Genomic DNA, 25,271 nt, shown 5'->3' with positions numbered 1-25,271 from the left:
CTCCTTTTGCCGCGCTAGCGGGCCTTAGATACCGATGGTTTGCACGTCGGAGAGGGAGACCTTGCCTACACCGGCAAGGTTGAGCACCATTTCTCCTGAGGCACTGAAGCTGACGCTGGTTACCTTGGCCGGCAACAGCGTGCTCATTTGCACCGCCTCGCCATCGACTGTGGTGCTAGCGGTGAAGGTGTAAGTGCCCGGGTCGACTTTCTCGCCACTGTTGTTGGTACCGTCCCAGATGAAGTCGGCGTAACCGGCTTTCTGCTCACCCAACTCGATGGTCTTGACTGTGTTGCCATCCTTGTCCTTGATAGTGATCTTCGCTTCACTGATGGCTTGGGGCACAACGAACTGGGCATTGAAGCTTTCAGCGGTATCAACCACAGCCTTGTCGTTCTGAACCACCACCGACCGCCCTACCAGCGACGACGCCTGAAGCGCCTGGGACGAGGCCATTGCACTGGTGATGGAGCTGACAGAATCGTTCAGCGAGGTAATACCTTCCAGGCTGCTGAACTGCGCCAACTGGGCAACGAACTCGCTGTTATCCTGCGGGTCCAGCGGGTTCTGGTGTTGCATCTGGGTGACCAGCAGCTGCAGAAAGGCATCTTTGCCAAGCGAATCGTTGCCGGTCTTGGATGCAGTGTCCGTGGTCTTTTTGGTGCTGGTGCCCACGCCCGACGCCGACAGCACGTCATTGAGGTTTACACCGTTAGTATCGATTGCCATGGTCTGAATTCCTTATCACTGCCCCAGGGTCAGCACTTTCTGCATCATGCTCTTGGCCGTATTCATCAGTTCGGCGTTGGTCTGAAACGCGCGACTGGCGGAGATCATGTCAGCCATCTCCTCGACCACATTGACGTTCGGGTAGTAGACGTAGCCGTCCTTGTTCGCCGCCGGGTGGTTCGGCTCGTAGCGTGCTTCCAGCGTGCTCTGGTCTTCGACGATGCCTTTTACCTGCACGCCCTGCCCTGCCTCGCCCTGGTCTTCGAACAGCGACTGGCTGCTGCCGGCCTGTGCATTCTGGAAAGTGGTGGCGAACACCGGGTGACGGGCGCGGTACGTCTGGTCGATGCTCGAAGACACGGTCTCGGCGTTGGCGATGTTGGACGCCACGGTGTTCAGACGCGTGTTCTGTGCGCTCATGCCGCTACCGGCAATGTTGAAGACACTGGAAAGGGACATGGTCATTCTCCCCGCAGGGCGGAAACCAGCCCTTTGAATTTACTGTTGAGCAAGGTGAAGCTTGCCTGGAAGCCAATCGCGTTTTCGGTGTAGTTCGATTGCTCGATCTGCGCGTCCACGGTGTTCTGGTCGATCGACGGCTGCAGCGGTGTACGGTACTTGAGGGTATCGTCAGCCGCGATGGCGAGGCCTTCGGCTTCGATGTGCCGGCTGTTGGTACGGTCCATGGCGAAGCGGCCGCCTTGCTGCTTGCTGGTCTCGGCGGCGAGCACCGAAGAAAAGTCCATGTCACGCGCCTTGTAATTGGGCGTGTCGGCGTTGGCGATATTGTTGGCCAGCACCTCGGCGCGCTGAGCGCGGAAGCCCAGGGCCTTTTCGTGGATACCAAGCGCCTTGTCGAAACTGATGCTCATGTCGGGGAAACCTTCAGAGGTTGACCGGAATTTCGTTGAGCTTGGTTTAGCAAGGGCTGTGCCAACCACGAAGAAGCCCATGTTCATGGGGCTTGGCGGAATCGTACTGTCAGACTGATGCCAGAAAAGCGGCAAAGGCCTTCCGCCTGAGGTGACAAAAGCGGCAATTGATGGGCGGCAAAAGCGGCAAAACAAAAAATTGACGTCAGTGTTTTCCTGAGCGGGCCTCTTCGCGGGTAAACCCGCTCCTACAGCGGCCTGTGCCCAACACCCGATGTGTGTTCACCACCGACCTGTGTAGGAGCGGGTTTACCCGCGAATACGGTGGCGGCGACAACGCTGAACGGCGGGTGGAAATTGGCCAGCAGGGCCGGCCTCTTCGCGGGTAAACCCGCTCCTACGGGGAGCTCGGCAGGAACAGCGGATAGGCAAATAAAAAGACCGGCATCTCTCGATACCGGCCTTCGTGCTTACTTGGCCTGGTAGATGATCCCCGGGCTGCACTGCACCATCTGGTAATGGTCCGGCAAGCCGTTCAGCGCTTCCGAGGCGCCGAGGAACAGGTAGCCACCTGGCTTGAGGGTACTGTGAATGCGCAGCAGGATGTCCTTCTTCACCTGCGCCGAGAAATAGATCAGCACATTGCGGCAGAACACGATGTCGAACTTGCCCAGACTGGCATAGCTGTCGAGCAGGTTGAACGAGCGAAACTCGACACGGCTGCGAATCGCTGGCTTGACCGCCCAACGCCCCGGCCCCTTGGGGTCGAAGTAGCGCTGCAGGCGCTCCTGGGACAGGCCGCGGGCAATCGCCAGGCTATCGTATTCGCCGGTCTTGCAGTTGGTCAGCATGGTGCCGGAGAGGTCGGTGGCGACGATCTGCGCCCCCATCTTCAACTGGCCGAGGTTGCTGCGCTCGAACTCGTCGATCGCCATCGAGATGGAATACGGCTCCTGCCCCGACGAACAGGCCGCCGACCACATGCGCAGGCGCTGGCCGGGGTTGTTGCGAATGAACTCGGGGATCACCTTGTTCTTCAACACCTCAAAGGGGTAGGTGTCGCGAAACCACAGGGTCTCGTTGGTGGTCATGGCATCGACCACCTGCTCGCGCAAACCGCCGCGCGGCTGGGCCTGAATGCGCTGCACCAGCTCACCCAGGCTCTTGATGCCCTGTTGTTCCATCAGCTTGTTGAGACGGCTGGAAACCAGATACTGCTTATTCTCGCCCAGCAGGATGCCACAGGCTTTCTCCAGGAAGACCCGGAACTGTTCGAAATCCAAATTACCCGTAGACACTACTGCCGCCTCTTTTCAATCACTGGTGCCGGGGGCATGCCCCCGGCTGCTTCAATGCGCTGCCTTGATCCGGTCGACCACCCGTTGGGCCAAGTCGTCCGGCTTGAACTTGGCCAGGAAGTCATCGGCGCCGACCTTCTTGACCATTGCCTGGTTGAACACCCCGGAAAGCGAAGTATGCAGGCAGATGTGCAATTTTTGCATGCGCGGATCGCTGCGAATCTCCGCGGTTAGCGTATATCCGTCCATTTCCGGCATTTCAATGTCCGAGATCATCATCAGGAACTCTTCTTCCGGCTTTTTGCCCTCATCCACCAGCTGACGCAGGTAGTTCAGCGCCTGACGGCCATCATTGAGCGCCACCACCTCGACCCCAACGGTCTGCAGGCAACGGCTGACCTGCTTGCGCGCCACTGACGAGTCGTCGACGGTCAGCACCCGCATCAACACCGCCTTGTCCTGCACTTCGGCATCGATCACACCGGCCGATACCGACTCGGACGACGGCGATACTTCGGCCAGCACCTTCTCCACGTCAATGATCTCGACCATGCGGTTGTCCACCCGGGTGACCGCGGTGAGGTAGTGATCACGGCCGGTACCCTTGGGTGGCGGATGGATCTCTTCCCAGTTCATGTTGACGATGCGCTCCACCGAATGCACCAGGAAGCCTTGGGTCTTGGTGTTGTACTCGGTGATGATCACGAAGCTGTTGCGTGTGTCTTCCTGCAGCGGCCGCAACCCGGTGGCCATCGACAAGTCGAGGATCGGGATGGTCGCCCCGCGAATATTGGCAACGCCACGCACCACAGGGTGCGCCTTGGGCAGCAGGGTCAGCGCAGGGCATTGCAGTACTTCCCTGACCTTGAACACATTGATGCCGTAAAGCTGTTCGCCATTGAGGCGGAACAGCAGCAATTCCAGGCGATTCTGCCCCACCAGCTGCGTGCGCTGGTTGACCGAATCCATAACACCCGCCATGCCAGACTCCTTAACGTTTCAGCCTTTCGTTGCAACTCAGGTAGCGAGTCGGCACGGGCTTTGCTTTTTTGAGTGTCATGCACACGAAAACGACATTTTCCCGACGATTGACACGCCTGCTGACTGGCCCGCTGGCCACGCTGTGCCTGCTGATGCCCGGCGTTCGCACGGTGGCGAACGCGTTCACCTTGCCTGAACAGCTTATCGGTGTCACCCAAGGGTTTCTTGAATTCACCGTTGAAGATTATCTGTCCACCACCCAGACTGCCGGCCGCTATGAAATCCAGGTCAACCCGCTGGACCCACGCCTGCGCATGCCGTTGTGCAGCCAGCAGCTGGACGCCTCACTGGAAAGCCCGGCCCAGCCGCTGGGCCGGGTGACGGTACGGGTACGTTGCAACGGCGCAGCACCGTGGACGGTATTTGTGCCGGCCACCGTGCGACTTTTCCGCGACGTGGTGGTGGTGACCCGCCCGCTCAAGCGCGACAACACGGTCGGCGAAGGTGACGTGGCCCTGCGCGAGCGCGATGTCGGCACCCTGGGCCAGGGCTTTCTGACCGAGCTGGACCAGGCGGTGGGCATGAAGATGCTGCGCCCCACGGTGATCGACCAAGTGCTCACCCCGCAACACCTGGAACAGGCCGAGGTGGTGCGCAAGGGTGACCAGGTGGTGATCATTGCCCGCAGTGGCAGCCTGAGTGTGCGCATGCCGGGCGAAGCCCTGAGCAAGGGCGGCCTGAGCGAGCAGATCCGGGTACGCAACCTCAATTCAAAACGCGTGGTCAAGGCCAGGGTGACCGGCCCGGGCCAGGTCGAGGTCAGTATGTAGGCTGACCACCAGATTGCGCTGGCAGTGAGGAACCGCTTTTCCTAAACTGTGTCAGAACACGGGTTCGCGGGCTTGCCGACAGGCGGCAATGCATTTGTGCCTAAAGTTTATATCGGGTTGGCCGAAAACAAGGCAAGCGTCCAAATACCCAGAGGTTTCTGATCATGGTCATCGACTTCAGTCGTTTAAATAACTCTCCGTCCGTCACGGGCGGCGTGCGCGGCAACACCGCGTCCGGCAGCGCCGAAAAACCGGCAGCCAGCCAGGAAGCGGTGAAAGACACCAGCGCCAGCGGAGAGGCGGTACACCTCAGCCAAGAGGCACAGCAGTTGCAGAAGATCAGCGACAAGCTGCGCGACGAGCCCGTGGTCAACAGCGCCCGTGTGGCCCAGTTGAAGCAGGCAATCGCCGACGGCAGCTACCAGGTCGATGCCGGCCGGGTCGCCAGCAAACTGCTCGATTTCGAAGCCCAGCGCTGACCGTACGGCGCGCTGACTTCACGGACGCCTGAAAAGCCAAGAGTTAGCCATGCACGACACCACCTTGCTGCAACTGATCGAAGATGACATTGCCCCGATGCAGGAACTGCTCGACCTTCTGCAGAAGGAGTCGGTAGCCCTGCATGGCCGCGATATGGCGCCACTGGAAAATATCCTGGCCCGCAAGCAGTCTTTGATCGTGTTGCTGGAGCAGCAAGGCCTGCGGCGCAACAACCTGCTCACCAGCCTTGGCCTGAGCGCGGATCGCGCCGGCGTGGAGGCTGTGGCGGCCCAATCGCCTAACGGTGAATTGATCCTGCAACAACTGGACGTGATCAGCCAGTTGATGCAAGCCTGCCAACAGCTTAACGAAACCAATGGCCGGATCATCCAGGTGCAGCAACACGTCACCAACAACCAGATCCGGATCCTCATGGGCGGCGACTCGCCTTCGCTCTACGACAGCCGTGGCAGCACCTCGCCTCTGGCCAAGCCGCGCGCGCTCAGCCAAGTGTGATTTTTCTATCAAGGCACAGAACATAGTGGCAAAATGCCGTTACTTGCGTGTGTCGCTTTTGCCTGGAGAACGATAAGCTGTGTTCAATGAATCCGATGCCCCGCAACCACCCAAGGTGTTGAGCACCCCCTTGGAGATTGCGGCCAACTTGCGGCAGCTGCAGGAAAGCCACGACCCCCTGATCATCACCTTCCACGACCGCAGCCAGCGCTTCCAGAGCTATGTGGTACACGTGGACCGCGAAAGCAACACCCTGGCACTGGATGAGATGATCCCCCGTGACGGCGAGAAATTCATCGAGAACGGCGAGCACTTCCGTGTCGAAGGCTTCCACGATGGTGTACGCATCGCCTGGGAATGCGATCACGCACTGAAAATCAGCGAAGTCGACGGCCACCGTTGCTACAGCGGCGCCCTGCCGCAAGAGATGACCTATCACCAGCGCCGCAACGCCTTCCGCGCCGCACTGAAGCTATCGCAACTGGTCGATATCATCCTCGACGGTGCTCACCTCAAAGGCAACGGCGCCATGCGAGGCAAGCTGCTGGATATCTCGGCCACCGGCTGCAAACTGCGCTTCGAAGGCAATGTCGAAGACCGCTTGCAACTGGGCCAGGTGTATGAGCGTTTCAAGGCAGGCAACCCACTGGGCCTGGTGGACACCATGGTCGAGCTGCGTCATCTGCACTATGAAGAGCGCATCAACACCACCTTTGCCGGCGTGCGCTTCCACAACCTGAGCGGGCAGGCTCAACGCAAGATCGAGAGTTTCGTGTACCAGCTGCAGCGTGAGGCGCGGCGGTTCGACAAGGACGATTATTGATCGTCGGTCGGTAAAACAGAAAACGCCACCTGCTGAGGTGGCGTTTTCATTTGTGTTTCTGCTGGGCTGGCCTCTTCGCGGGTAAACCCGCTCCTACACCGACTTGCTGACCTCTTCAGGCGCCTGTTGCTGCGCGCCCTTCTCTTCATCCTCGGTGTCTTCAGCCGCCACCGGCGCCTGCATCACGTCCTGCACCGTCTGCTCATCCACTCGCGGGTCCAGCGCCGCCGACAATGGCGAACCGGCCGCCGGCATCGCCACGTGGCCCAGCGGTGCGTCCTGCACCTGATGCAGGCCGGTAACCGCTTTCGGCCGAATGCGCCAGACCAGCACCAGGGCAAAGAACACGAAGAAGGCATACAGCATCTGCGCGCCCAGCACTTTCATCAGAACGCCTGCCGCCAGCGGGCCGACGCATGCACCCACACCGTAGGTCACCAACAGCATCGCCGTCAGCGATACCCGGCGCTCGCTTTCCACGTGGTCATTGGAAAACGCAACCGCCAGCGGGTACAGGCAGAACTGCAGCAGCGAGATCAGGAAGCCGATACCGAACAGCAACTCCAGCGGCACACTGGGCAGTATTGCCAATGGCGCAGCAGCCAGCGCCAGCCCCACTGCCACACTCCGAATCAGCACCGCCCGGTCATAACGGTCAGACAACCAGCCCAGCGGCCACTGCACCAGCAGGCCGGCAAAAATGCAGCTACCCATGAACAGACCGATCTGCTCGGTACTCATCCCCTGGCTTGACGCATATAAAGGCGCCAGACCGTAGAACGAGCCGACAATCAGCCCCGAGCCCAAAACCGTACTGAGCGACTGCGGCACGCGCTTGATGAAAAACTTCGGCTCCATCGGTGCCGGGCGCAAGGGCGCCGGGTGAATACGCCGGGTCATCGCCACGGGCACCAGGCACAGGGCAAAGCACATCGCCACCAGCATCAGCAGCTCAGGGCCGAGCTGCGGGTGCACCACCAGAATCAACTGGCCAAGCACCAGCCCCAGGTACGAGGCAATCATGTAGCCGCTGAACACCGCGCCCCGGTGTTTCACATCGGCCTGCTCATTGAGCCAGCTCTCGATGACCATGTATTGGCACATCATCCCCAGGCCGACGATCACGCGCAGCCCGACCCAGGCCGGCAGCCAGCTGGTCAGGCCATGCCCGAGCACCGCAGCGCCGACGATACCGGCACAGGTGGCATAGGCGCGTATGTGCCCTACCCGTCCGATCAGCCGGTGGCCAACCTTGCCGCCAACCGCCAGACCAAAGTAGTTGGCCGCCATCAACGCACCCACCCACAGGCTGTCGACGTGGTCGGCAGCCAGGCGCAGGGCCAGGTAGGTGCTGAGCAGGCCCGAGCCGATCAACATCATCAGCGCGGCGAAATACAACGACTGAAACGGCTTCCATACATTTCGCATACGTCCCGTGGAGCTCCCTGGTCAGGTGGCAGTTTTGGGTGCTAGCAGCATAAAGGCAAAAACCGCCTGGCGCAGGCCCCCCGACAGCTATTTGGCATTGCGGGGGCGTGCCCGGTGCAGGTTGTGTCGCGCTCAGGCCTGTGCCGCCAGGACCCGGCGCTCCCACGGCGTGATCTCGTCGAAGAAATCGCTCAGCTCAAGCGTCTTGCTGGCAATGTAGCCTTCGATGAACTCGCTGCCGAACAGTTCCCGCGCCAGCGCGCTGCGCTTGAGCCTTTCAAGGGCCGCGTGCAGCGTGCACGGCAGGCTCAGGTGCTCGGGCACTTCGAATTCGCCCTGGATGGCCGGCGATGGTTGCAAGCGCTGCTCGATGCCATGCAGCCCGGCGGCCAGGCTGGCAGCAATGGCCAGGTACGGGTTGGCATCGGCGCCTGGCAGGCGGTTCTCCACCCGTCGGGCGACCGGTGCACTGGCCGGAATGCGCAAGCCAGCAGCGCGATTGTCCTCGGACCAGCACGCATTGTTCGGCGAGGCATAGGGGTGGCACAGGCGCTGGTAGGAATTGACGTTGGGCGCGAACAGGGCGGTGAAGTCGGCCATGCACGCCTGTAACCCACCGATGAAGTGGTGGAAGGTGTCTGTCGGCAGGCCCTGCTCGTCACTGAACACGTTACGCCCGCTGCCGGCCTCGACCAGGCTCTGGTGAATGTGCATGGAACTGCCGGGCGTATGCGCCAGCGGCTTGGCCATGCAGACCACCGTCAGCCCGTGCTTGAGCGCCACTTCCTTGAGCAGGTGCTTGAACAGGAAGGTCTGGTCGGCCAACAGCAGCGGGTCGCCGTGCAGCAGGTTGATCTCGAACTGGCTGACACCCATTTCGTGCATGAAGGTGTCACGTGGCAGGCCGAGCGCGGCCATGCAGTGGTACACCTCCTTGAAGAACGGGCGCAGGCCGTTGTTGGAACTGACACTGAACGCCGAATGGCCCAGCTCGCGGCGGCCATCGCTGCCTACAGGCGGCAGGAACGGTTGCTGCGGGTCGGTGTTGGGGGCGAAGACGAAGAACTCCAGCTCGGTTGCCACTACCGGCGCCAAGCCCAGTGCCGCATAGCGGGCTATCACGGCTTTTAGCTGGCCCCGGGTGGACAGTGCCGAGGGCCGGCCATCCAGCTCGTTGGCATCGCAGATGGCCAAGGCACGGCCGTCGTTGCTCCAGGGCAGGCGGTGGACCTGACTGGGTTCGGCCACCAGTGCCAGGTCGCCGTCATCACTGCCGTAGAACTTCGCCGCTGGGTAGCCACCCATGATGCACTGCAGCAGCACACCCCGGGCCATCTGCAGGCGACGGCCTTCGAGGAAGCCGTCGGCGGTCATCACCTTGCCGCGCGGGACGCCGTTGAGGTCGGGGGTGACGCATTCGATTTCATCGATGCCCTGGAGCTGAGCGGTGCTCATGACGCTTGTCCTTGTTGTTGTAGGCTGACAACAACATAGGCTGCGGGTGTTTAAAATATCAAGCAGCCTATATAGGTGCCTGTGTCGGCCTCTTCGCGGGTGACCCCGCGCCTACAGGTGGGTGCGCCCCGTGTAGGAGCGGGTTCACCCGCGAAGAGGCCGGCACAGCCCCCTACTCCCGCAAGGTCATGCCATTGGCCGGCAACGGCAACGCCGTCTTGTAGCGCACCTGCTTCAGGGCAAAACTCGAACGAATATTGGCCACCCCCGGCAAGCGCGTCAGGTAATCGAGAAACCGCTCCAGCGCCTGGATGCTCGGCAGCAGCACCCGCAACAGGTAATCCGGGTCCCCGGTCATCAGGTAGCACTCCATCACCTCGGGCCGCTCGGCGATCTCTTCTTCAAACCGATGCAACGACTGCTCCACCTGTTTTTCCAGGCTGACATGGATAAACACATTCACATCCAGCCCCAGCACCTCAGGCGACAGCAAGGTCACCTGCTGGCGGATCACCCCCAGCTCTTCCATGGCCCGCACCCGGTTGAAACAAGGCGTGGGCGACAGGTTCACCGAGCGTGCCAGCTCGGCATTGGTGATGCGGGCGTTCTCTTGCAGGCTGTTGAGAATGCCGATATCAGTACGATCGAGTTTGCGCATAAGACAAAATCACCGGTTTTTTGTGTTTATGCGGAATGTTTATCTGCCCCGCTCAGCAAAGGCAATCAACTTGAGAGAAAAATTCTCCTGCCGGGCCACTAAGATGTAGGTGACGCTGACTTACCAGTCACAAGCCGGTACTCAGCGGCGGCCGCTTCAGAGCTCACAAAAACAAATACCCGAGCGAGCGTAAAAAGCATGAACGAGTACGCCCCCCTGCGTTTGCATGTGCCCGAGCCCACCGGCCGGCCAGGCTGCCAGACCGATTTTTCCTACCTGCGCCTCAACGATGCAGGTCAAGCCCGTAAACCCGCGATCGATGTCGATGCTGCCGACACTGCCGACCTGTCCTACAGCCTGGTCCGCGTGCTCGACGAGCAAGGCGACGCGCAAGGCCCCTGGGCCGAAGACATTGACCCGCAGATCCTTCGTCAAGGCATGCGCGCCATGCTCAAGACGCGGATCTTCGACAGCCGCATGGTGGTTGCCCAGCGCCAGAAGAAGATGTCCTTCTACATGCAAAGCCTGGGCGAAGAAGCCATCGGCAGCGGCCAGGCGCTGGCGCTGAACCGCACCGACATGTGCTTCCCGACCTACCGCCAGCAAAGCATCCTGATGGCCCGCGACGTGTCGCTGGTCGAGATGATCTGCCAACTGCTGTCCAACGAGCGCGACCCCCTCAAGGGCCGCCAGTTGCCGATCATGTACTCGGTGCGCGAAGCCGGCTTCTTCACCATCAGCGGCAACCTGGCGACCCAGTTCGTGCAGGCGGTCGGCTGGGCCATGGCATCGGCGATCAAGGGCGATACCAAGATCGCCTCGGCGTGGATCGGTGACGGCGCTACTGCCGAGTCAGACTTCCACACCGCCCTTACCTTTGCCCACGTATACCGCGCCCCGGTCATCCTCAACGTGGTCAACAACCAGTGGGCCATTTCCACCTTCCAGGCCATCGCCGGTGGCGAGTCGACCACCTTTGCCGGCCGTGGCGTGGGTTGCGGTATTGCTTCGCTGCGGGTTGACGGCAACGACTTCGTCGCCGTGTACGCCGCCTCGCGCTGGGCTGCCGAGCGCGCCCGCCGCGGCCTGGGCCCAAGCCTGATCGAGTGGGTCACCTACCGTGCCGGCCCGCACTCGACGTCGGACGACCCCTCCAAGTACCGCCCTGCCGATGACTGGAGCCACTTCCCGCTGGGTGACCCGATCGCCCGCCTGAAGCAGCACCTGATCAAGATCGGCCACTGGTCCGAAGAAGAACACCAGGCCGTCACGGCCGAGCTCGAAGCTGCGGTGATTGCCGCACAGAAAGAAGCCGAGCAGTACGGCACCCTGGCTAACGGGCACATCCCGAGCGCCGCCTCGATGTTCGAGGATGTGTACAAGGAGATGCCCGAACACCTGCGCCGTCAACGCCAGGAACTGGGGGTTTGAGATGAACGACCACAACAACAGCATCAACCCGGAAACCGCCATGGCCACCACTACCATGACCATGATCCAGGCCCTGCGCTCGGCCATGGATGTCATGCTTGAGCGCGACGACAATGTGGTGGTGTACGGCCAGGACGTCGGTTACTTCGGCGGCGTGTTCCGCTGCACCGAAGGCCTGCAGAACAAGTACGGCAAATCGCGCGTGTTCGACGCGCCCATCTCCGAGAGCGGCATCGTCGGTACCGCCGTGGGCATGGGTGCCTATGGCCTGCGCCCGGTGGTGGAGATCCAGTTCGCCGACTACTTCTACCCGGCCTCCGACCAGATCGTCTCCGAGCTGGCCCGCCTGCGTTACCGGTCGGCCGGCGAGTTCATTGCCCCGCTGACCCTGCGCATGCCTTGCGGCGGCGGCATCTATGGCGGCCAGACTCACAGCCAGAGCCCGGAAGCGATGTTCACCCAGGTCTGCGGCCTGCGCACCGTGATGCCGTCCAACCCTTATGACGCCAAAGGCCTGCTGATTGCCTCGATCGAATGCGACGACCCGGTAATCTTCCTGGAGCCCAAACGCCTGTACAACGGCCCGTTCGATGGCCACCACGACCGCCCTGTAACCCCGTGGTCGAAGCACCCGCACAGCGCCGTGCCCGACGGCTATTACACCGTACCGCTGGACAAGGCCGCCATTACCCGCCCTGGCAATGACGTGACCGTACTGACTTACGGCACCACGGTGTACGTGGCCCAGGTGGCCGCCGAAGAAAGCGGCGTCGATGCCGAAGTGATCGACCTGCGCAGCCTGTGGCCGCTGGACCTGGACACCATCGTCGAGTCGGTGAAAAAGACCGGCCGTTGCGTGGTGGTGCACGAGGCCACCCGCACCTGCGGCTTCGGTGCCGAGCTGGTGGCGCTGGTGCAGGAGCACTGCTTCCACCACCTGGAGGCGCCGATCGAGCGCGTCACCGGCTGGGACACCCCCTACCCTCACGCACAGGAATGGGCTTACTTCCCCGGCCCTTCGCGGGTAGGTGCGGCACTGAAAAAGGTCATGGAGGTCTGAATGGGCACGCATGTCATCAAGATGCCGGACATTGGCGAAGGCATCGCGCAGGTCGAGTTGGTGGAATGGTTCGTCAAGGTCGGCGACATCATCGCCGAGGACCAGGTGGTGGCCGACGTCATGACCGACAAGGCCACTGTGGAAATCCCCTCGCCGGTCAGCGGCAAGGTGTTGGCCCTGGGTGGCCAGCCCGGGGAAGTGATGGCGGTCGGTAGCGAACTGATCCGCATCGAAGTGGAAGGCAGCGGCAACCATGTGGACGTGCCTCAGCCAAAACCGGTAGAGGCCCCGGCCGCCCCGATTGCAGCCAAGCCGGAACCGCAGAAAGACGTAAAACCCGCCGTGTACCAGGCGCCCGCCAACCACGAAGCTGCGCCCATCGTGCCGCGCCAGCCGGGCGACAAGCCGCTGGCCTCGCCGGCCGTGCGCAAACGCGCACTGGACGCCGGTATCGAACTGCGTTATGTGCATGGTAGCGGCCCGGCCGGGCGCATTCTGCACGAAGACCTCGACGCCTTCATGAGCAAGCCGCAAAGCAATGCCGGGCAAGCACCTGATGGTTATGCCAAGCGCACCGACAGCGAGCAGGTGCCGGTGATCGGCCTGCGCCGCAAGATCGCCCAGCGCATGCAGGACGCCAAACGCCGGGTCGCGCACTTCAGTTATGTCGAGGAAATCGACGTCACCGCCCTGGAGGCCCTGCGCCAGCAACTCAACAGCAAGCACGGCGACAGCCGTGGCAAGCTGACCTTGCTGCCATTCCTGGTGCGCGCCCTCGTCGTGGCGCTGCGTGACTTCCCGCAGATCAACGCGACCTACGACGACGAAGCGCAGATCATCACCCGCCATGGCGCGGTGCATGTGGGCATTGCCACCCAAGGTGACAACGGCCTGATGGTGCCCGTGTTGCGCCACGCCGAAGCGGGCAGCCTGTGGGCCAATGCCGGCGAGATTTCGCGCCTGGCCAACGCTGCACGTAACAACAAGGCCAGCCGCGAGGAGCTGTCCGGTTCGACCATCACCCTGACCAGCCTCGGCGCCTTGGGTGGCATTGTCAGCACGCCGGTGGTCAACACCCCGGAAGTGGCAATCGTCGGGGTCAACCGCATGGTCGAACGGCCAGTGGTGATCGACGGCCAGATCGTCGTGCGCAAGATGATGAACCTGTCCAGCTCGTTCGACCATCGCGTGGTCGATGGCATGGACGCCGCCCTGTTCATCCAGGCCGTGCGTGGCCTGCTCGAACAACCCGCCTGCCTGTTCGTGGAGTGAGCATGCAACAGATTATCCAGACTACCCTGTTGATCATCGGCGGCGGCCCTGGCGGCTATGTAGCAGCCATCCGCGCCGGGCAACTGGGCATTCCTACCGTACTGGTGGAAGGCCAGGCACTGGGCGGCACCTGCCTGAACATCGGCTGCATCCCGTCCAAGGCGCTGATCCACGTGGCCGAGCAGTTTCACCAGGCCTCGCGCTTTACCGAACCCTCGCCGCTGGGCATCAGCGTGGCTTCGCCGCGCCTGGACATCGGCCAGAGCGTCACCTGGAAGGACGGCATTGTCGACCGTCTGACCACCGGTGTTGCCGCCTTGCTGAAAAAGCACGGGGTAAAAGTGATGCATGGCTGGGCCAAGGTACTGGACGGCAAGCAGGTCGAGGTCGATGGCCAGCGTATCCAGTGCGAGCATCTGTTGCTGGCGACCGGTTCCAGCAGTGTCGAACTGCCGATGCTGCCGCTGGGTGGCCCGGTGATTTCCTCGACCGAAGCTCTGGCGCCGAAAGCCCTGCCGCAACACCTGGTAGTGGTTGGCGGTGGCTATATCGGCCTGGAGCTGGGCATTGCCTATCGCAAGCTGGGTGCACAGGTGAGTGTGGTGGAAGCACGTGAGCGCATCCTGCCGACCTACGACAGCGAATTGACCGCCCCGGTGGCCGAGTCGCTGAAGAAACTGGGCATCGCGTTGCACCTGGGCCACAGCGTCGAGGGCTACGAAAATGGCTGCCTGCTGGCCAGCGACGGCAAGGGTGGGCAACTGCGCCTGGAGGCCGACCAGGTACTGGTGGCCGTTGGCCGCCGGCCACGCACCAAGGGCTTCAACCTGGAATGCCTGGACCTGAAGATGAACGGCGCCGCCATTGCCATCGACGAGCGCTGTCATACCAGCATGCACAACGTCTGGGCCATCGGCGACGTCGCTGGCGAACCAATGCTGGCGCACCGGGCCATGGCCCAGGGCGAGATGGTCGCCGAAATCATCGCCGGCAAGGCCCGACGCTTCGAGCCGGCAGCGATTGCCGCCGTGTGCTTTACCGACCCGGAAGTGGTGGTGGTCGGCAAAACCCCGGAACAAGCCAGCCAGCAGGGCCTGGACTGCATCGTCGCGCAGTTCCCGTTTGCCGCCAATGGCCGGGCCATGAGCCTGGAGTCGAAAAGCGGTTTCGTGCGGGTGGTGGCGCGCCGTGACAACCACCTGATCGTGGGTTGGCAGGCGGTTGGCGTGGCGGTCTCCGAGCTATCCACCGCGTTTGCCCAATCGCTGGAGATGGGCGCGTGCCTGGAAGATGTGGCCGGCACCATTCATGCCCACCCCACGTTGGGTGAAGCGGTGCAAGAAGCCGCCCTGCGCGCGTTGGGCCACGCCTTGCATATCTGACACTGAAGCGGCCGAGGCCGATTTGGCCCGCTGCGCCGAGAGGCGCTGCGGGTCTTTTTTCATTCAGGCCATCCAAGCCTCCAGAAAACAGCGCGCTCTTTGAGGGGCTAGTGTGGTGTTTTGCAAATACGGCCAATAATTCGCGGCGCTTTTTGCGCTCATGCGGCGTTGTCGCTCCTCGCCGTAGCTGGGCTACGACTCGTCGCGACGCCTTGCCTGAGCGCAAAAAGCGCCGCGAATTATGGTCGTTATTTGTGAAACACCACACTAGCTACTCGGCAATTGCGTTCTTGCCTGTCCCCTTGGCCCTGTAGAGTGCCTTGTCGGCACGCGCCAGCAGCGCGTGCTGGTCCTCCCCTTCCAGCCATTGCACCACGCCATAGCTCATGGTCAGCCGGCAATCACCCACCGGCTCCACCTGCTCCAGCACCTGACGCAAGCGCGCCGCCACATCCAGCGCCTCCCCCAGCGCGGTCTGCGGCAGCACGATGACGAACTCGTCGCCGCCCCAGCGCGCCAGCAGGTCCAGTTCGCGCAAGCAGGTGCGCAGGCTTTCGGCCACCCGGACCAGCGCCGCATCGCCACGGGCGTGACCGTAGCGGTCATTGATCGGTTTGAAATCATCCATGTCCATGGCGATCAGCGACAACGGCTGGCGGAAGCGCTGGGCGCGCTGGCACTCCCGCTGCAACGCGCTCTCCAGCCGGTAACGGTTGGCAACACGGGTCAACGCATCGCGTTCGGCCAACTCACGGTTTTCGTCCAGTTGCCGCTGCAACTGCTGGTTCACCCAGGACAACTCACGGGTGCGCTCGGCCACCTGAAATTCCAGCGACTGGTTCTTCTGTTCCAGTTGCGTCACCAAGCGCTTGCCAGCGTCGATATTGCGATGCGCACCCAGCATGCGTGCCACGGAACCGTCCTCGTTATGCGCGATGACGTAGCCGCTGTCTTCGATCCAGATGTAGCTGCCGTCCTGACAACGGCAACGGTATTCAATGCGGTAGCGCTCGTTGCGCTGATTGATATAGGCCTCGAAATGGGCCATTACCCGGGGGTAGTCTTCGGGATGGATCACGCTTTCCCAGGTAAATACCGAGTTGGCCATGGAGTGGCTGGCATAACCCAGCATGTTGTACCAGCCCGGGTTGCGATAAACGTAGCCGGTATTGGCATTCCAGTCCCAGATGCCATCGCTGATCAAATCGAACAAGGTGTGCAACTGCTGTTCACTGAAGCCGGCAGGTACCGGCCTGGTGTCTTGACTCATGGACGCTCTCCCTGATGCCCAGCAACTGCGCTCCGATCAAGGGGCTGCCGACAGTGGTGTTGATTGCCGCGAGCGGCAAGATGATGCCTATCACGGGCAAGCATATGCCCACCCGCGTGCAACCGAAATAGTGCCAACGCCCTGATTTCGACCGGCACAGCGCTGGCATGGCTTTTGCGCTTGGTACCTGCCAACGAGATTTCCAAGGAGGAAACATGATAATCGCCCCTAACGGCGTCAGCTGGCAGCCCACGCTCCATCAGCCTCGGTCCACCAGCGATGAGCAGGCAGTGGCCCAGATTGCACCGGTCCGCACGCCAATATCCACCGCCAACACGGCGAGCCAACAGCAGAATGGAGGCAGCACCGCTCAGCAAAACGCAGAGGATGCTCGTGCAGAAGCCTTTGCCAAATTCAAGGTGATGCTGCAAAACCTGAGTTCTGCGACCACCGAGCCGGTCATCGGAGAACCCCTGCCGTCCAAGACTGCCCGGCAGGAATTTCACGACTTCATGTCCAAGTCGCCCGGCGAGATGATCAAGGAAAAACTGCTGCGTGAAATAGGCTTGACCGAAGAAGAGTACGACGCCCTGCCGCCCGAAATGAAAGCAAAGGTCGACGAGTTGATCGCCCAGCGCATGAAAGAAGACATCAAGCGCAAGATCGAGGAGAAAGCGCAAGAGCAGGTCGCCAAGGTGGACGGCGGCGTGGATGAAGAGCAACAAGCGGCAAGCCCGGTGTGAGGGAATGCCAGCGGCCGGTAAGGAGAGCGCCGCGGTTCGTCCAAGGCGCCCCAGCCTGAGCGGTTTGAAGGCGTGCAGTGGCGTCGATGTTCAGGTGGTGCATGGCTTCGTCAACTGCAACGCTAACGGGGCCATCACCGGTCTCAGGAAAAATCGGCAGGATGTTGTGCAGAGAATTCGTTTGAGGTCCTTGGCCTTATTGTCCAGGGTGGCAGGCTGGTAGCTATTTGCCACGCGTGGACGCAGGCGCATGACGATGCCTGCGTAGGGGGACGATGTCGGATCCCTCCTAAAATAAGAGAGGACAAGGAAATGCAATCACACGGTTTGAAGCAAAGCCTCAAGCAGCGGCATATCACCATGATCGCGCTGGGTGGGGTGATCGGTGCAGGGCTGTTCATGGGCTCGGGCTCACTGATCGCATCGGCAGGGCCCGCGGCCATACTGTCGTATTTCATTGGTGGCCTGGTGGTCACCCTGGTCATGTTCATGCTGGGCGAAATGGCCTGCCGCAACCCGGATGCAGGGTCGTTCTCGACCTACGCCAACACCTACCTCGGTGACTGGGCAGGGTTTGCGGTCGGCTGGCTGTACTGGTTCAAGTCGATGATGACCATCACCCTGGAAGCGGTACTGCTGGGCGCCATCCTGCATGACTTCCTGCCCTGGCTACCGATCTGGGCAGGTGCCTTCCTGATGCTGGTGACACTCATGGCCAGCAACGCCTACTCGGTGCGTTCGTTTGCCGAAGTCGAGTATTGGCTGGCCGCGATGAAGGTCGCCACCATCCTCATCTTCATGCTGCTGGGCGTCTCGATCCTGCTCGGCCTGCACAGTGAGATTCCCGCCCCCGGCCTGATCAACCTCACCGCCCATGACGGCTTCATGCCCAACGGCCTGTCACCGGTGATGGCCGGCGTTATCGTGGTGATTTTCTCCCTGGGCGGCAGCGAAATTGCCGCTGTGGCCGCGGGTGAGTCAGAGAACCCGCGACAGAACGTGATCCGTGCGATCAAGAGCGTGATCCTGCGGGTGATGCTGTTCTACGTAGGCTCTGTGTCGATCCTGATCCTTTGCCTGCCCTGGACCGACAAGGCCAACCTGGCCTCGCCCTATGTTTCGCTGTTCAGCCTGGCCGGGTTCGGTGGTGCTGCAGTGGCCATGAAACTGGTGCTGTTCGTCTCGTTCATGTCGGTGATGAACTCGTTCATGTTCTCCAACTCGCGCATGCTGTTCTCGCTGAGCCAGCGCGGTCACGCGCCCAAGCTGTTCTCACGCACCAGTGCCAAGGGCGTACCGATCAATGCACTGCTGCTGAGCCTGTCGATCTGCACGATGATCCTGACCGTGCACTTTGTCAGTGGCGGCGACCTGTTCATGACCTTGGCCAAGAGTACCGGCAGCCTGGTCATGGTCGTATGGATCTTCATCATCATCGCCCACGTGGCCATGCGCAGGAAAACCCGCCACGAAGCGGTCGCCCCAAACGCCTTCCGTGCCTGGCTGTTCCCCTACACCAATATCATTGCGCTGTTCGCCTTGCTGGCAGTCATCGGCACCCAGGCGTTCGACCCGGCATCGCGTTTCCAATTCTGGTTCACGGTGCTGACGGTACTGCTGGTGGTGGCGGGGTACTTCCTGATGCGCCAGCGGCTGGCCCCAAGCGCGGCGTTATGCCACGAACGTGATGCATGACAGCGCTGGCCAAGCGCAGGTGCTGTCAACAGCAGCACGACGGCGACAAAGGCAACGGAGACAATAATGGGAATGACGAGAATGGCGTCCCAGGCAGGAATTGAACCTTTATCTGTGGTCAAGCAATAAAAATCCGCCAACAAACTCAGTAACAAATTGTTTTCATTGGACAAATTTAGATTTGGTTATCCGCACCTGGGTGCGAATAAGGCAATGGGCTGACCCTGTGCCAGCTCATCTGTCTGAGAGCACGCGTCCTTCCTCAGAAAGCGGTGGCGCCCCCAGGGTGCATTTTTTCTAAGAAAAGTTAATCGAAGCTGACCGCTCAGCCCTAGAAATCAACGCGGAGTTCCTGGCTCGACATGCCCGCGCCACGCGTCTTATCTTGCCCCACAGGTGCCTCACGCACGGGTGTTGAGCATCAACATGATCCAAGCTGACCGATACCCTGAGGCTCCACGATCCATGCTGTGGGGCTTGTTTGTGCTTTTCTGCTTCAGTCAAAATGGAGAGCATTTTTGTTAACCTAATTTCTCCACCGGAGCAGGAATCCAGCGACAGAACGATCTTCGCGGGCTAAAGCTCAACCATGTCAGGCTTAACGCTACGTGGTGTCGAGTGTGTTCGCACGTCCGAATGCCAAAAAATGGCTGGGCTGCTGCGATCTAGCTGCCATGGAGGAGAGACCTGAGCATGGATCAAGATGAGGCAAGGCTGGATGGATACCAAAATACTAGGGAGAAGTCCTATTGGGCACAGCACCAAGCTTCCGGGCCCCTGCCTCAATCCAATCCTCCGATGCCCCAATGGGCTGAGCTTAAGCGCACCGCAGAAGAGCTAACTGTTTTGGCACTCGCGAAATTTGAATTTGGGCACGACCGGAGCGCCAATTGTTAAAACTGACTGCATCAGAAATCCACGATGGACTGGAGCCCAACTCTCATCACAGATCTATCTACGCACCGTTTGGAGACATGCCCAGCTCCGATAATGGCTGCCAGCAAACTAATTCCATAATCTGCAACCGTGCTAGAGAAAATGTTTACCTTCCACAAACCCGCTACTACGGAAGTAAACGGCGACTTACTCACTGGATCATCAGAGAACTCGACAAATATAAATTCAATACAGCTTTAGACGTTTTTGGAGGAACGTCAACTATTTCATTGGCATTGAAGCATCTTGGAAAGAAAGTCACCTACAACGACATCCTTGAGTCAAATAGAACTATCGCCACTGCTCTTCTCCCGAATCAACCAAGCAAGTTAACACCTTCAGAGCTGGCTGAATTCATGGAAAACGTAAATCCTGTAGAGGGTTTCATACACCATCAATATCAAGGGATTTACTACACCAACGTTGAAAACTGCTGGCTGGATGGTGCGATCCAATCGCTTGCGAGCATTAGAGACAATCAGAAAAAATCTGAAATCCTCTATTGCTTAATGCAAGCATGCTTACAAAAACGACCATTTAACCTTTTCCACAGAAAAAATCTTCACCTACGCGAAAACAACAAAAAAGACACTAAGTTTGGAAATTGGGCAACCTGGGAGAAGCCGTTTTCACTACTGATGAATCGCGCGCTCTCAGAGATCCATAAAACAAGATGGTGCTCCGAACACGAGCCAATAATACTTCCATGCACCGACGCCGGTGACATTCAGGATGGATATGACCTTGTCTATCTAGACCCGCCATATGTGCCGGAAAAGAAAAGAGATATTTCTTACATGGATAGATATCATTTTCTTGAGGGCCTATGCACTCCTGACACTTGGGGAGGCAGGATTGATCGCTCAAGGTTAAATCAACCCATCCCTACCCCTGACTGCATGCTAAGGTGGACCGACAAAAAAACATTCAAAGATAACTTGTTTGATCTAATCGACAGACATCATAAGTCTATTGTCTGCCTCTCTTATGTCCATGATGCGTTCCCGTCAATTGACGAAATAAGTAGATTCTTCTCAACAAGATTTAAAGACACTGTCGTTTTGGAACACGAAATGCCGCATGCGCTTAGCAAAAAACCAAAAAAGGAAGTTCTAATCATAGGAAGACCAAGATGAACATGCTTAAGCAAAATATTGTTATTCAGGCTCCACGACTATACTTAGCAGCCTTAATTGCAATAGCTATAATATTAGCAGTTAGCTTATATTTAACGGACCCTAATTCCGATGCTAGATGGATTAGTGTTTTAAGCGGCTTCGTTTCAGGTTTAGCAATTGCTTCTTTTCAGTTTCTCACTCAATACTTAGAGCAAAAAGCATTAGCTGAGTACAAGAAGCACGGATTGGTTGAGTTTCTTCCAAATAGGAAAAACCCTGACTACTACCGGTCCCTAATCAAGAACACTCAAGTAGGCGATAAAATCGTGGTAGTAGGAGTAACCTGCAACAGGTTGCTAGACGACTTCGCGAACCCAAAGGTTTCTAACTCTCAAGATCTGATTGAAGCTATGGCACGTGGAGTGGAAGTCACATTACTGCTACCAAAATCGAAATATTTGAATAAAGAAGATAAATCTGACTTTATTAACAAGACGTTACCAAAGTCTGAGGAAATCCTCAAAAGCCATAAAGATAAATTTAAATTACGTTATTACGACTTCGAACCATCGCACAGCATATTTTTGGCGGGCAACACCTGCTTAGTCGGACCTATATTTAAAAATAAAAAAAGCAAAGACACGCCAGCAATCAACCTTGACAGATCAGGATTATTTACAAAACCATACCTTGACTATCTTTCCGAAATTATAGATGAGTCATCAACTAGCCATGAATAAAACGATACGGATATCTGCACCAGGGCGAATTCATGTCAATTTATTTGATATGAGCGAAACTGGGTACAGGCAGAACGGAGGTGTAGGATTCAGCATTAATAGCTTCGATACAATATTTGAATTCGAACCTTCTGATCAGCTGAAAGTCATTGATCAACGCCAGGTTGGGTACTCGCTCTCCGAACAAGCGTCTTTATTAGACTTCCTTAATAAACTTTTTCATGATAACGGCTATCGTACAAAATTTATCATAAAAATTTTATCTGGCCCACCGCCACACAGCGGCTTTGGAACAGGGACTATAACGAAGTTAGCCTGCGCAGAGGCTGCAAGCTTAATTAATGATGCAGCTACCGACGCCATGAACTTGGTCAAATCATCTGGCCGCGGAGGAACATCTGGCGTCGGGATAAACACATATTTCAAAGGCGGAATGAGTATCGATCTTGGAATAAAGTCCCAAGGACTAATGTTCGCCCCGTCTTCAGCCCGGCAACGACCCAAAAGCACTCCCCTTCAAATATTACACTTTGACCTGCCAACGGAATGGAGATTTGGAATCGTACTGTCTCCAAATGAAAACAAAATATCGGCTGCCGAAGAAATAGCCTTTTTTAACAGAACCTGTCCGATCCAACCCTCCTCGGTACACGAGTCGATATACCATGCAGTTTCAGGTATGGCATGCGCTGCGATCGAAAATGACTACCTCACATTTGCAGCATCGATTGCAGCAACCCAGGAATCGGAGTGGAAAAAAGCCGAATGGATGGCACAATCTAATAATATTAATGCTTTAAGAAGCGAAATCCAAAGTCGAGGAGTCGAGTGTGTTGGGCTTTCCAGTTTAGGCTCTACCATTTATTTTATGGCAAACAATATAGAAGAACAAATTAAAGCCTTAGGACCCTCACCAGAACTATCAGCATCAGTAGCATCCCCGAATAATAGCGGGAGAACACTAGAAATTGATTAAGCTAGTATTTCTATCGTCCAACCTCACAAAAATCTCGCACTTCGAATTTTTGTTAAGGGAGCAACCCATTCTTTTGCTCCCCCCTCCGAACTATGGAAAACCATATCATGAGCCGCGAATCGAGGATAGAGATGAACTTTTAAAGAAAAGCATTCAAAGTGCAAATCTAAAGCTTGCAAAAAGCATTGGCAGTAACGAACTTCAAAAACCATTTTTTAACAACAGCGATTACCAAAATACTGCGCTACTAGCAGGTTACGCCTCTAAACATCAGCATAAGATATTTTTTATAGAAGATACATCCATTGCTATCGAGGCACTTAGCAAAGAAAAAGAATTTCCTGGCGTCAATGTAAAATATTGGATGAGAGAGACTAATTTTGCTGATCTTGATAAACGCCTTAAAGAGTTAGGAAATAACAGAAAAGTAACCGTCCGCTCCGACATCGTTCTGTATCTCCCACCGGACCTCAGGAAGTCCACCGAAGAAACATATAAGGTATTTGTAGGAGAAACAGAGGGGACCATAGTTGACGAGGAGGCTTCGTTTGAAACCAACAAAATTTACCCTTGGCTTGACAATCGAACCTTCAATAAGTGGTTTGTGCCGAAGGGCGCCAAAAAGCCAATTAGTCAATTACCTATAAACTCAGCCTTGAAGTATGACTTCAGAAACAAAGCACTTCAAAAACTGATTAGATTCCTGAAATCCAAGGATCTACTAGAGACAAAGCACATCTTAGAGACACCAAAACAAGGAGAATTATTCCCTAGGAAAAACTTTATCATATGCGGTGCAACATGCGCCGGCAAAACAGTGCTTGCGTCCGCACTAACCAGGCTTCATGCCTATAGACACATTGAAGCCAGTGACTTCATGCGATGCGCACTCTATACTCGCCATGGATATTCAAGCCAAGTAGTTATTCAAGACTTCGCAAAAGATGCGCTCAAAAAAGACCCCGGAATTGTTGCCAGACAGATTTCCGACTATATCCGAAGCACCTCAGAAAAAGGCATAGTAATAACAGGCTTTAGATCACCTCAAGAAATAAGCATCCTGCAAGAAGAACTTAGCGGTGTGGAACTGGAGACACTGTACATAGAGAGCAGCCTGCCAGTACGATTCGAAAGAAACAAGAGCAGAAATAGATCAGATGCTCCGATAAGCTTTGCCGCATTTGAAAAGAAAAATGACACCCAGAACTCAATGGGATTATCTGAAATTAGAGAATCCGCGAAAAATATCAGTAATGAAGCATCACTTTGCAGCTACATCAGAACGACATTGAAGACATTAACAAATGATGCGCATGCCATACCATTCATCTGCGAGATTTCAGATATAGTAGATTTCTTGCCACTTGAGCAAGCTCTACTGATTTCGATGCTCATTGATCATAAAAACGGTGTGCTGCCATTAACGACTACTCAAATCGCCAGGAACGCTGAGACGAACATCCCAAAGCTCCGCCAGAAAGGCGATAAAAATATACCTATAGATAAGAACAATGTAAGTAGATTTTTCAACCAAAGATTCAGCCCGCACTTTGAGGCTCACGTCAAAAACGAGAAGATTCATTATAGCCTCTCGCAAACTGGCATAAGCGCGGCCATATCACTAATTAGAAAAATTACAAATGAAAATCTTTAACTCCGGTTAAAAATAATAGCATGTGCGATTTAATTGCTAAACCTACCACTTATGACAACTGCGGATTCTATCATCTTAACAGAGGAGCTAAAGGCTCAAATGGAGAAATCTACTGACTGGTATGTTTTTCAAGAGGCGATTGCAGAGCACTTTAGAAGTCTTGGAGCAGTTGCGTCCACAAACGTGACAATCGAAGGAGTTCGAACGAAGCATGAGGTAGACGTACTAGTCCTTACTAAATTTCTAGGCAGTGATATAAAATGGATTGTAGAAGCAAAAGCCTGGAACAGCAAAGTACCTAAAGAAAAGGTCTTTGCACTGAGAACTATTGTTGAAGACGTAGGAGCCGACAAAGGCTTTTTGATTTCTCACAAGGGATTCCAAAGCGGAGCTATAGAGTCAGCTACTAAAAGCAATATTGAATTATTGACATTCGAAGACCTTAAGCACCGAACACGAAAACTCGTTCAAGCGGAGATGCTCAACGCCTATGAGAAACGGGCAGACCAGCTCGCAATCAGATACTTCTCTCATCCCAAGCGCCTTCGGATAAAATATGGTTTGAGGGATGACATAGAGAACATGGAGTTGCGGTTCAGCGGCCAGTTATTCATAGGATTTATATTCGCGACAATTGAGAAGGCAAAACATAATAATTATCCAATGAGTGTACAGTCCTTGCTCAAGGTTAGAGCAGGCGAAAAAACAGTTGAGAGCTTTATCGAACTAATCAATTGGCTGAATATAAACCTTAATATGTTCGATGAAATGCTTCTAAAAGCCGAGTATGAAATGATCAAAAATAAAGAATTTCAGCCAGACTTAGAGGACATAGATAGCCCTGAATACAAGCAACATGTAGACATCATGAGGCAAATGTACAAGGCGATTGGCAAGGGCGTGATCCTTGACATCGAAGAATAG

General features: G+C 57.0%; 24 protein-coding genes. 15 read left to right on the top strand and 9 right to left on the bottom strand.

The features are described 5' to 3' along the window. Window positions 1-24: 24 nt before the first annotated feature. The 5 genes from flgD to REH59_RS07595 all read right to left on the bottom strand — a co-directional run bounded on the left by flgD (window position 25) and on the right by REH59_RS07595 (window position 3,880). Window positions 25-729, bottom strand: coding sequence for a flagellar hook assembly protein FlgD (gene flgD, locus REH59_RS07615; protein ID WP_012051597.1), 705 nt, complete (start codon window positions 727-729; stop codon window positions 25-27). 15 nt (window positions 730-744) lie between these two features. After that, window positions 745-1,188, bottom strand: a complete 444-nt coding sequence (gene flgC / locus REH59_RS07610; RefSeq protein ID WP_012051596.1) for a flagellar basal body rod protein FlgC — start codon at window positions 1,186-1,188, stop codon at window positions 745-747. A gap of 2 nt (window positions 1,189-1,190) precedes the next feature. Further along, window positions 1,191-1,601 (bottom strand): flagellar basal body rod protein FlgB, encoded by a 411-nt coding sequence (gene flgB / locus REH59_RS07605; RefSeq protein ID WP_012051595.1) that lies wholly within the window; start codon window positions 1,599-1,601, stop codon window positions 1,191-1,193. Window positions 1,602-2,071: 470 nt separating this feature from the next. Beyond that, entirely contained in the window at window positions 2,072-2,899 is an 828-nt protein-coding gene (gene cheR, locus REH59_RS07600) for a protein-glutamate O-methyltransferase CheR (protein ID WP_004575768.1), read from the bottom strand. Between the two features lie 51 nt (window positions 2,900-2,950). After that, window positions 2,951-3,880, bottom strand: a complete 930-nt coding sequence (locus tag REH59_RS07595; RefSeq protein WP_010955104.1) for a chemotaxis protein CheV — start codon at window positions 3,878-3,880, stop codon at window positions 2,951-2,953. A gap of 77 nt (window positions 3,881-3,957) precedes the next feature. On the opposite strand from REH59_RS07595, the gene flgA reads away from it, so the two are divergent. The 4 genes from flgA to REH59_RS07575 all read left to right on the top strand — a co-directional run bounded on the left by flgA (window position 3,958) and on the right by REH59_RS07575 (window position 6,529). After that, window positions 3,958-4,710, top strand: coding sequence for a flagellar basal body P-ring formation chaperone FlgA (gene flgA / locus REH59_RS07590; RefSeq protein ID WP_003254477.1), 753 nt, complete (start codon window positions 3,958-3,960; stop codon window positions 4,708-4,710). A gap of 164 nt (window positions 4,711-4,874) precedes the next feature. Continuing rightward, window positions 4,875-5,189 (top strand): flagellar biosynthesis anti-sigma factor FlgM, encoded by a 315-nt coding sequence (gene flgM, locus REH59_RS07585; protein WP_003254479.1) that lies wholly within the window; start codon window positions 4,875-4,877, stop codon window positions 5,187-5,189. Between the two features lie 49 nt (window positions 5,190-5,238). Further along, window positions 5,239-5,706, top strand: a complete 468-nt coding sequence (locus REH59_RS07580; RefSeq protein ID WP_012051592.1) for a flagella synthesis protein FlgN — start codon at window positions 5,239-5,241, stop codon at window positions 5,704-5,706. A gap of 79 nt (window positions 5,707-5,785) precedes the next feature. Beyond that, window positions 5,786-6,529, top strand: coding sequence for a flagellar brake protein (locus REH59_RS07575; protein ID WP_012051591.1), 744 nt, complete (start codon window positions 5,786-5,788; stop codon window positions 6,527-6,529). A gap of 93 nt (window positions 6,530-6,622) precedes the next feature. Here REH59_RS07575 and REH59_RS07570 read toward each other — a convergent pair whose 3' ends face one another. The 3 genes from REH59_RS07570 to bkdR form a co-directional block, all read right to left on the bottom strand. After that, window positions 6,623-7,957, bottom strand: a complete 1,335-nt coding sequence (locus REH59_RS07570) for an MFS transporter (protein ID WP_010955108.1) — start codon at window positions 7,955-7,957, stop codon at window positions 6,623-6,625. Between the two features lie 132 nt (window positions 7,958-8,089). Further along, window positions 8,090-9,331 carry a glutamine synthetase family protein gene (locus REH59_RS07565; RefSeq protein ID WP_167551151.1) on the bottom strand — a complete coding sequence of 414 codons (1,242 nt, stop codon included), beginning with the start codon at window positions 9,329-9,331 and terminating at the stop codon, window positions 8,090-8,092. A gap of 253 nt (window positions 9,332-9,584) precedes the next feature. Beyond that, a complete protein-coding gene (gene bkdR / locus REH59_RS07560; protein ID WP_003254485.1) occupies window positions 9,585-10,070 on the bottom strand; it encodes a Bkd operon transcriptional regulator BkdR in 486 nt (161 codons plus the stop codon). A 198-nt stretch (window positions 10,071-10,268) separates the two neighbouring features. Here bkdR and REH59_RS07555 point away from each other — a divergent pair, with 198 nt between their 5' ends. Genes REH59_RS07555 through lpdA form a run of 4 tightly spaced genes read left to right on the top strand, consistent with a single transcriptional unit; the run spans window position 10,269 to window position 15,215 of the window. Continuing rightward, window positions 10,269-11,501 carry a 3-methyl-2-oxobutanoate dehydrogenase (2-methylpropanoyl-transferring) subunit alpha gene (locus REH59_RS07555; RefSeq protein WP_003254486.1) on the top strand — a complete coding sequence of 411 codons (1,233 nt, stop codon included), beginning with the start codon at window positions 10,269-10,271 and terminating at the stop codon, window positions 11,499-11,501. Between the two features lies 1 nt (window position 11,502). Continuing rightward, window positions 11,503-12,561, top strand: a complete 1,059-nt coding sequence (locus REH59_RS07550) for an alpha-ketoacid dehydrogenase subunit beta (RefSeq protein ID WP_003254487.1) — start codon at window positions 11,503-11,505, stop codon at window positions 12,559-12,561. Further along, window positions 12,562-13,833 carry a dihydrolipoamide acetyltransferase family protein gene (locus tag REH59_RS07545; protein ID WP_010955112.1) on the top strand — a complete coding sequence of 424 codons (1,272 nt, stop codon included), beginning with the start codon at window positions 12,562-12,564 and terminating at the stop codon, window positions 13,831-13,833. A gap of 2 nt (window positions 13,834-13,835) precedes the next feature. Beyond that, window positions 13,836-15,215, top strand: a complete 1,380-nt coding sequence (gene lpdA / locus REH59_RS07540; RefSeq protein ID WP_003254489.1) for a dihydrolipoyl dehydrogenase — start codon at window positions 13,836-13,838, stop codon at window positions 15,213-15,215. 271 nt (window positions 15,216-15,486) lie between these two features. Here the strand turns inward: lpdA and REH59_RS07535 are convergent, their stop codons facing one another. Next, the gene (locus tag REH59_RS07535; RefSeq protein ID WP_014861695.1) at window positions 15,487-16,485 is read right to left on the bottom strand and encodes a sensor domain-containing diguanylate cyclase; all 999 of its coding nucleotides are present in this window, start codon (window positions 16,483-16,485) and stop codon (window positions 15,487-15,489) included. 215 nt (window positions 16,486-16,700) lie between these two features. On the opposite strand from REH59_RS07535, the gene REH59_RS07530 reads away from it, so the two are divergent. The 7 genes from REH59_RS07530 (at window position 16,701) to REH59_RS07500 (ending at window position 25,271) form a co-directional block, all read left to right on the top strand. After that, the gene (locus tag REH59_RS07530; protein WP_003254492.1) at window positions 16,701-17,228 is read left to right on the top strand and encodes a hypothetical protein; all 528 of its coding nucleotides are present in this window, start codon (window positions 16,701-16,703) and stop codon (window positions 17,226-17,228) included. Between the two features lie 312 nt (window positions 17,229-17,540). Further along, entirely contained in the window at window positions 17,541-18,923 is a 1,383-nt protein-coding gene (locus tag REH59_RS07525) for an amino acid permease (RefSeq protein WP_108192216.1), read from the top strand. Window positions 18,924-19,813: 890 nt separating this feature from the next. Beyond that, complete coding sequence (locus tag REH59_RS07520) at window positions 19,814-20,995, top strand: DNA adenine methylase (protein WP_320450463.1); 1,182 nt, start codon at window positions 19,814-19,816, stop codon at window positions 20,993-20,995. After that, window positions 20,992-21,717, top strand: coding sequence for a hypothetical protein (locus REH59_RS07515; RefSeq protein ID WP_320450462.1), 726 nt, complete (start codon window positions 20,992-20,994; stop codon window positions 21,715-21,717). The genes REH59_RS07520 and REH59_RS07515 overlap by 4 nt, the downstream gene beginning before the upstream one ends. Continuing rightward, window positions 21,710-22,693 (top strand): beta-ribofuranosylaminobenzene 5'-phosphate synthase family protein, encoded by a 984-nt coding sequence (locus REH59_RS07510; RefSeq protein ID WP_320450461.1) that lies wholly within the window; start codon window positions 21,710-21,712, stop codon window positions 22,691-22,693. Before REH59_RS07515 ends, REH59_RS07510 begins: the two co-directional genes overlap by 8 nt. After that, window positions 22,686-24,347 (top strand): non-canonical purine NTP pyrophosphatase, encoded by a 1,662-nt coding sequence (locus REH59_RS07505; protein ID WP_320450460.1) that lies wholly within the window; start codon window positions 22,686-22,688, stop codon window positions 24,345-24,347. Before REH59_RS07510 ends, REH59_RS07505 begins: the two co-directional genes overlap by 8 nt. Window positions 24,348-24,446: 99 nt before the next feature. Continuing rightward, window positions 24,447-25,271: a restriction endonuclease gene (locus REH59_RS07500; protein ID WP_320450459.1), complete on the top strand. Its 825-nt coding sequence runs from the start codon at window positions 24,447-24,449 to the stop codon at window positions 25,269-25,271.

It is taken from the genome of Pseudomonas sp. BO3-4 (assembly GCF_034044115.1).
Taxonomy (GTDB): Bacteria; Pseudomonadota; Gammaproteobacteria; order Pseudomonadales; family Pseudomonadaceae; genus Aquipseudomonas; species Aquipseudomonas alloputida.
This window is presented reverse-complemented; position numbering and strand designations above follow the sequence as displayed.

Bases quoted from the DNA above. Each gene is read 5' to 3' on its own strand.
- lpdA (WP_003254489.1), top strand. From the start codon at position 13,836: ATGCAACAGATTATCCAGACTACCCTGTTGATCATCGGCGGCGGCCCT.
- REH59_RS07570 (WP_010955108.1), bottom strand. From the start codon at position 7,957: ATGCGAAATGTATGGAAGCCGTTTCAGTCGTTGTATTTCGCCGCGCTG.
- REH59_RS07555 (WP_003254486.1), top strand. From the start codon at position 10,269: ATGAACGAGTACGCCCCCCTGCGTTTGCATGTGCCCGAGCCCACCGGC.
- REH59_RS07595 (WP_010955104.1), bottom strand. From the start codon at position 3,880: ATGGCGGGTGTTATGGATTCGGTCAACCAGCGCACGCAGCTGGTGGGG.
- REH59_RS07510 (WP_320450461.1), top strand. From the start codon at position 21,710: ATGAATAAAACGATACGGATATCTGCACCAGGGCGAATTCATGTCAAT.
- bkdR (WP_003254485.1), bottom strand. From the start codon at position 10,070: ATGCGCAAACTCGATCGTACTGATATCGGCATTCTCAACAGCCTGCAA.
- flgM (WP_003254479.1), top strand. From the start codon at position 4,875: ATGGTCATCGACTTCAGTCGTTTAAATAACTCTCCGTCCGTCACGGGC.
- REH59_RS07550 (WP_003254487.1), top strand. From the start codon at position 11,503: ATGAACGACCACAACAACAGCATCAACCCGGAAACCGCCATGGCCACC.
- REH59_RS07545 (WP_010955112.1), top strand. From the start codon at position 12,562: ATGGGCACGCATGTCATCAAGATGCCGGACATTGGCGAAGGCATCGCG.
- REH59_RS07565 (WP_167551151.1), bottom strand. From the start codon at position 9,331: ATGACCGCCGACGGCTTCCTCGAAGGCCGTCGCCTGCAGATGGCCCGG.
- REH59_RS07530 (WP_003254492.1), top strand. From the start codon at position 16,701: ATGATAATCGCCCCTAACGGCGTCAGCTGGCAGCCCACGCTCCATCAG.
- REH59_RS07515 (WP_320450462.1), top strand. From the start codon at position 20,992: ATGAACATGCTTAAGCAAAATATTGTTATTCAGGCTCCACGACTATAC.
- REH59_RS07535 (WP_014861695.1), bottom strand. From the start codon at position 16,485: ATGAGTCAAGACACCAGGCCGGTACCTGCCGGCTTCAGTGAACAGCAG.
- flgC (WP_012051596.1), bottom strand. From the start codon at position 1,188: ATGTCCCTTTCCAGTGTCTTCAACATTGCCGGTAGCGGCATGAGCGCA.
- REH59_RS07525 (WP_108192216.1), top strand. From the start codon at position 17,541: ATGCAATCACACGGTTTGAAGCAAAGCCTCAAGCAGCGGCATATCACC.
- REH59_RS07580 (WP_012051592.1), top strand. From the start codon at position 5,239: ATGCACGACACCACCTTGCTGCAACTGATCGAAGATGACATTGCCCCG.
- flgA (WP_003254477.1), top strand. From the start codon at position 3,958: ATGCACACGAAAACGACATTTTCCCGACGATTGACACGCCTGCTGACT.
- flgB (WP_012051595.1), bottom strand. From the start codon at position 1,601: ATGAGCATCAGTTTCGACAAGGCGCTTGGTATCCACGAAAAGGCCCTG.
- REH59_RS07500 (WP_320450459.1), top strand. From the start codon at position 24,447: ATGGAGAAATCTACTGACTGGTATGTTTTTCAAGAGGCGATTGCAGAG.
- flgD (WP_012051597.1), bottom strand. From the start codon at position 729: ATGGCAATCGATACTAACGGTGTAAACCTCAATGACGTGCTGTCGGCG.